We start from the raw sequence: 4982 nt of genomic DNA, 5'->3' as shown, positions 1-4982 counted from the left end.
CAAGTTGCCGCTGCAGGCAGTCAAACCCGAGCCGCCACACCACTTCCTGCTCGCGCAGGCGGGCGATCCGCGCACCGCCAGTCACCGTCTCCTGCAGCGGCAACTTGAGATCCGCCTTGCTCAACACCAGCTGGCTGGCATTGGCCGCGGCCGACAGCGGGCGATAGTGGCTGGTACGGATCAGGTGATAACAGCAGGGAGAGATAGTCACTCCGCTGGCACTGCGCTCGGCCACCCGCTCCAGCAGATGGGTGTGCAGCTCGCCGCAGGCATGGAGTGCCATGGCGTGATGTTCGGGGGCGATCAGCGCCGCCGATTCGGGGGCAAAGGCATCGGCGCAGGTAAAGGTCATATTGGCGCCATCCCGCTCGGCCAGCAACCGACCATCGTCACAAAGCTGATCTTGCAACTCCAGACTGAGGATCGGAGCCTGTCGATGAAGTGATACCAGCCGCCCAAGGTGGCCCTTACCGGCACACCACTCCAGATAGGGGCCCTGATGGGCAGGCAGACAGGCGGTGAACGACTCGATCTGGGCCTGCTTGCGCCCCGGCATATGCAGCGCCATCTCCTTGTTGCAAGTGATGGGCTCCGGGGTAAACGGGGCAAGCTGGCTAAGTTGCTGCAGCTCGGCTCCCTCGGCAATCCAGGGGGCAAGCAGCGTGCTGAGTGCATCCATATCCGCATCGAGCTCCGCCAACTGGTCAAGGGTCAGCCCATTGAGCAGTACCGCCAGCTCAGGCGCCTCATCGGCAAAGGCCATGGTCAGATGATGATATGGCTGATATTGCCACCAGCGTTGGTAGCGGGTGAGCAGTCGATCCAGTTGTTGAAAACGTTGAGCCAGCACGAATGCCCCTGCCTTGCAGTCAAAAAGGAGGCTCATTCTAGCGATCCCGCTTCAAATTGCACTCTCAATACCAAACGATCAGCGCCGCAGAACAGCACCGCCAACCTTGTGAGCCAGGGCAGACCTGACAAAGTACGGGGTTTTATGCTATATTCCGCCCCCTCTTTCACGCGCCCCGCCAACGCGGGTCGCTTTACACTAGCTATGGGACCAACAACATGACCATCAACGCCATTCTGCAAGCGCGCGCGGGCGCCAAGTGTGAACTGTGCAGCGCCGAGCAGGCGCTGACCGCCTTCGTGGTGCCTCACTCCCCCGCCAGCGACGATGATCACAGCGTTGCTATCTGTGACACCTGCCGTGGTCAGCTGGAACAACCGGATACCCTGGTGGTGAACCACTGGCGTTGCCTGAGCGACAGCATGTGGAGCCAGGTGCCTGCGGTGCAGGTGATGGCATGGCGCCAGCTCAAAGCACTCTCCGGCAAGGGTGAAGTGTGGGCTCAGGATCTGCTGGACATGATGTACATGGAAGACGAAGCCAAGGCCTGGGCTGAAGCTGGTATTGCTGACGAAGATGATGACAGCGTACCGACCGTTGACTCCAACGGTGCTGTGCTGCAAGAGGGCGACTCCGTTACCCTGATCAAGGATCTGGACGTGAAAGGCGCCGGTTTCACCGCAAAGCGCGGCACCCTGGTCAAAGGCATCCGTCTGACCAACAACCCGCTCCATATCGAAGGCAAGGTCAACGGCGTGCAGATCGTGCTGGTGGCAGCCTACCTGAAAAAGGCCTAAAGCCAAGGGCGATTGCTCTGCTGTCTGCTGCCAGAACACAAGCACAACGAAAAAGGATGGCATCACGCCATCCTTTTTTATGCCCGCTTGCCACAAACGACAACCCTGAGCCCATCACAGGCCAGCCAAAGCAAAAAGGCGCATCCGGATGGATGCGCCTTGTTTACATGGCCGATGTCGTTAACCGGCAGCGAAAACGGTCACTCAGGAGGAGAGTTTGCCATCCAGCTCGGCAATCTTGGCAGACCAGTAGGCCGGGCCGGTTTCGTGGATATTGTTGCCTTCGGAGTCGACCGCAACAGTCACCGGCATATCTTCCACTTCAAACTCGTAGATCGCTTCCATGCCGAGATCGGCAAAGGCCACCACGCGGGCTTTCTTGATCGCCTTGGCCACCAGATAGGCGGCGCCACCAACGGCCATCAGATAGACAGCCTTGTGCTGCTTGATGCTCTCGACGGTTTTCGGGCCGCGCTCGGACTTGCCGATCATGCCGATCAGGCCGGTTTCACCCAGCATCATATCGGTGAACTTGTCCATCCGGGTGGAGGTGGTGGGACCTGCCGGGCCGACCACTTCGTCGCGCACCGCATCGACCGGGCCAACGTAGTAGATGAAGCGGTTGGTGAAATCGACCCCTTCCGGCAGCCCTTCGCCGCGGGCCAGCATATCGGCGATACGCTTGTGGGCAGCATCGCGGCCGGTAAGGATCTTGCCGGAGAGCAGCACGGTATCACCGCTCTTCCAGCTGGCCAGCTCGGCCTTGGTGATGCCATCGACGTTGACACGGCGCACGTTGCCACCCGCTTCACGGGTGATCTCCGGCCAGTCGCTCAGTTTCGGCGGCGTCAGCTCGGCGGGGCCTGAACCATCGAGTTCAAAGTGAACGTGACGGGTCGCGGCGCAGTTGGGGATCATCACCACCGGCTTGGAGGCGGCGTGAGTCGGCGCAGATTTCACCTTCACATCCAGCACCGTGGTAAGGCCGCCCAAACCCTGGGCACCGATCCCCAGCTTGTTGACCTTGTCGTAGAGTTCGACGCGCAGCTTCTCTTCAGTGGTTTGCGGGCCACGGGCGATCAGCTCCTGAATGTCGATGTGCTCCATCAGGGCCTCTTTGGCCAGCACCGCCGCTTTCTCGGCGGTACCGCCGATGCCGATGCCCAGCATGCCGGGTGGACACCAGCCTGCGCCCATGGTCGGCACGGTTTTCAGTACCCACTCGACGATATCGTCAGAGGGGTTGAGCATCACCATCTTGGATTTGTTCTCGGAGCCGCCGCCTTTGGCCGCGATGCTCACTTCCACCTTGTTGCCGGGGATCATGTCGATATGAACCACGGCAGGGGCGTTGTCTTTGGTGTTTTTGCGACTGCCGGCCGGATCGGCCAGCACGGAGGCGCGCAGCGGGTTGTCAGGATTGGTGTAGGCACGACGGGTCCCTTCGTCCACCATCTCCTGCACTGTCATGTCGGTGTCCCACTGGACTTGCATGCCGATCTTGACGAAACAGGTCACGATGCCGGTGTCCTGGCAGAGCGGACGATGACCTTCGGCGGACATGCGGGAGTTGATCAGGATCTGGGCCAGCGCATCTTTGGCGGCCGGGTTGGCCTCACGGTCATACGCCGCTTTGGCAGCCTGAACAAAATCCAACGGGTGGTAATAGGAGATGTACTGGAGGGCATCTGCGATAGAATCGATGAAATCCTGTTTTTTTATAATGCTCATATCATCCTCACTGGTCCTTGTCTCTGCCACGGAGCAGGGCAAGGGCTTCCATATGATGGGCCGTGCTGACGTGCTGGCTAAAAACTATCAACCAGCAAAAAACGAACGACACGGCAGTTTTTTCTTAAGTCACCGACACCTATGATACGCTTGCCCACCAGCACCGACTAGGGTTCGGGAACCAAACTGTTGCCTGTGTAACATAAAATGACGCCAACACTTCATATCCATCATCTAGACCATAGTGCTGAACTCCATCAGCTTTTTGCCCGCCTGCAACATCAGCCGTGGGCCATGTTGCTGGAATCGGCGGGACCACTCGGTACCGATAACGGCTTTGATATCATCACTGCCGATCCGCTGGCGACCCTCGAAACCCGCGGCGAAGTGACCACTCTGCGTATCGGGGCGAATATCAGCAAACACCACGAAGATCCCCTCGCCCTGCTGGCCCATACCCAGCAACAGCTGCTGGGGGAACTGGATCTGTGTGCCACTCACCTACCCTTTATTGGCGGCGCCCTCGGCCTGTTTGGCTATGATCTCGGCCGTCGCTTCGAGCGACTGCCAGTGCAGGCCGCCGCCGATATCGCGGTACCGGACATGGCGGTAGGTATCTACGACTGGGCGCTGCTGCGCAATGTGGCGACCGGCGACTGGCAGCTGGTGCACTGGGGGGATAAAGCAGGCCTTGCCAACCGGCTGGCCTGGCTTGAACAGCAGCAGGCCAAACCGGCCCCCTCTTTTGCCTTGCAGGGGTCGTGGCAGAGCAATATGAGCCGTGCCGAGTATGGCGAGAAGTTTGCCCGTATTCAGGAATACCTCGCTGCGGGGGATTGCTACCAGATCAACCTGACCCAGCGTTTCAGCGCCCCCTATCAGGGGGATGAGTGGCAGGCCTATTGTCTTCTGGCAACCGCCAACAAGGCCCCCTTCTCTGCCTTTATCCGCCTGCCGGAGAGCGCGCTGCTGAGCCTCTCCCCCGAGCGGTTCCTGCTGCTCGATGGCCGTCATATCGAAACCAAACCCATCAAGGGCACTCGCCCTCGCCACCCCGATCCGGCCATCGATCGGCAAGTCGCGCAGGAGCTGGCGCAGGCGGACAAGGACAGATCAGAGAATCTGATGATCGTTGATCTGCTGCGCAACGATATAGGTCGGGTCAGCCGGCCGGGCTCGGTCAGCGTGCCTCATCTCTTTGCGGTGGAGTCGTTTCCGGCGGTACATCATCTGGTCTCCACCATCCACGGTGAGCTGGATGCACGCTGGCAAGGAGTCGATCTGCTGCGGGCCTGTTTCCCGGGTGGCTCCATCACCGGCGCCCCCAAGATCCGCGCCATGGAGATCATCGAAGAGCTGGAGCCCAAGCGCCGCAATGCCTATTGCGGCAGCATCGGCTATCTCAGCCAGCATGGCCGGATGGATACCAGCATCTGCATTCGCACTCTGATCGCCGAAGCGGGTCGTCTGCACTGCTGGGCCGGTGGCGGCATCATCGCCGACTCCGACGCCGACAGCGAATATCAGGAGACCTATGACAAGGTCGCTCGCATCCTGCCGCCGCTGTCGGCGCTGTAACCCTCCCCACTGTCTGGCCAACGCAC

The 4982-nt window shown here is 60.2% G+C and carries 4 protein-coding genes; 2 read left to right on the top strand and 2 right to left on the bottom strand.

Annotated features, from left to right (window positions below; translation table 11 throughout):
* Positions 1-886 (bottom strand): methyltransferase (locus DBR30_RS05520; RefSeq protein ID WP_375135838.1); only part of this gene is annotated, 886 nt, incomplete at its 3' end.
* A gap of 182 nt (positions 887-1068) precedes the next feature.
* On the opposite strand from DBR30_RS05520, the gene DBR30_RS05515 reads away from it, so the two are divergent.
* Positions 1069-1647: a PhnA domain-containing protein gene (locus DBR30_RS05515; RefSeq protein ID WP_005333203.1), complete on the top strand. Its 579-nt coding sequence runs from the start codon at positions 1069-1071 to the stop codon at positions 1645-1647.
* Positions 1648-1851: 204 nt separating this feature from the next.
* On the opposite strand, the gene DBR30_RS05510 is transcribed toward DBR30_RS05515, so the two are convergent.
* Positions 1852-3378 carry a fumarate hydratase gene (locus DBR30_RS05510; protein ID WP_108588228.1) on the bottom strand — a complete coding sequence of 509 codons (1527 nt, stop codon included), beginning with the start codon at positions 3376-3378 and terminating at the stop codon, positions 1852-1854.
* 294 nt (positions 3379-3672) lie between these two features.
* Here DBR30_RS05510 and pabB point away from each other — a divergent pair, with 294 nt between their 5' ends.
* Positions 3673-4956: an aminodeoxychorismate synthase component I gene (pabB, locus tag DBR30_RS05505; RefSeq protein ID WP_258224294.1), complete on the top strand. Its 1284-nt coding sequence runs from the start codon at positions 3673-3675 to the stop codon at positions 4954-4956.
* Positions 4957-4982: the final 26 nt, after the last annotated feature.

This window comes from Aeromonas sp. HMWF017, from assembly GCF_003061465.1.
Classification (GTDB): Bacteria; Pseudomonadota; Gammaproteobacteria; order Enterobacterales; family Aeromonadaceae; genus Aeromonas; species Aeromonas veronii.
Note: the sequence above shows the minus strand (reverse complement) of the source record. Positions and strands in the feature narration are given on the sequence as shown.

What these genes read in the sequence shown, in the direction of transcription:
- DBR30_RS05510 (WP_108588228.1), bottom strand. Translation starts at nt 3,378, where the DNA reads ATGAGCATTATAAAAAAACAGGATTTCATCGATTCTATCGCAGATGCC.
- DBR30_RS05515 (WP_005333203.1), top strand. Translation starts at nt 1,069, where the DNA reads ATGACCATCAACGCCATTCTGCAAGCGCGCGCGGGCGCCAAGTGTGAA.
- pabB (WP_258224294.1), top strand. Translation starts at nt 3,673, where the DNA reads ATGTTGCTGGAATCGGCGGGACCACTCGGTACCGATAACGGCTTTGAT.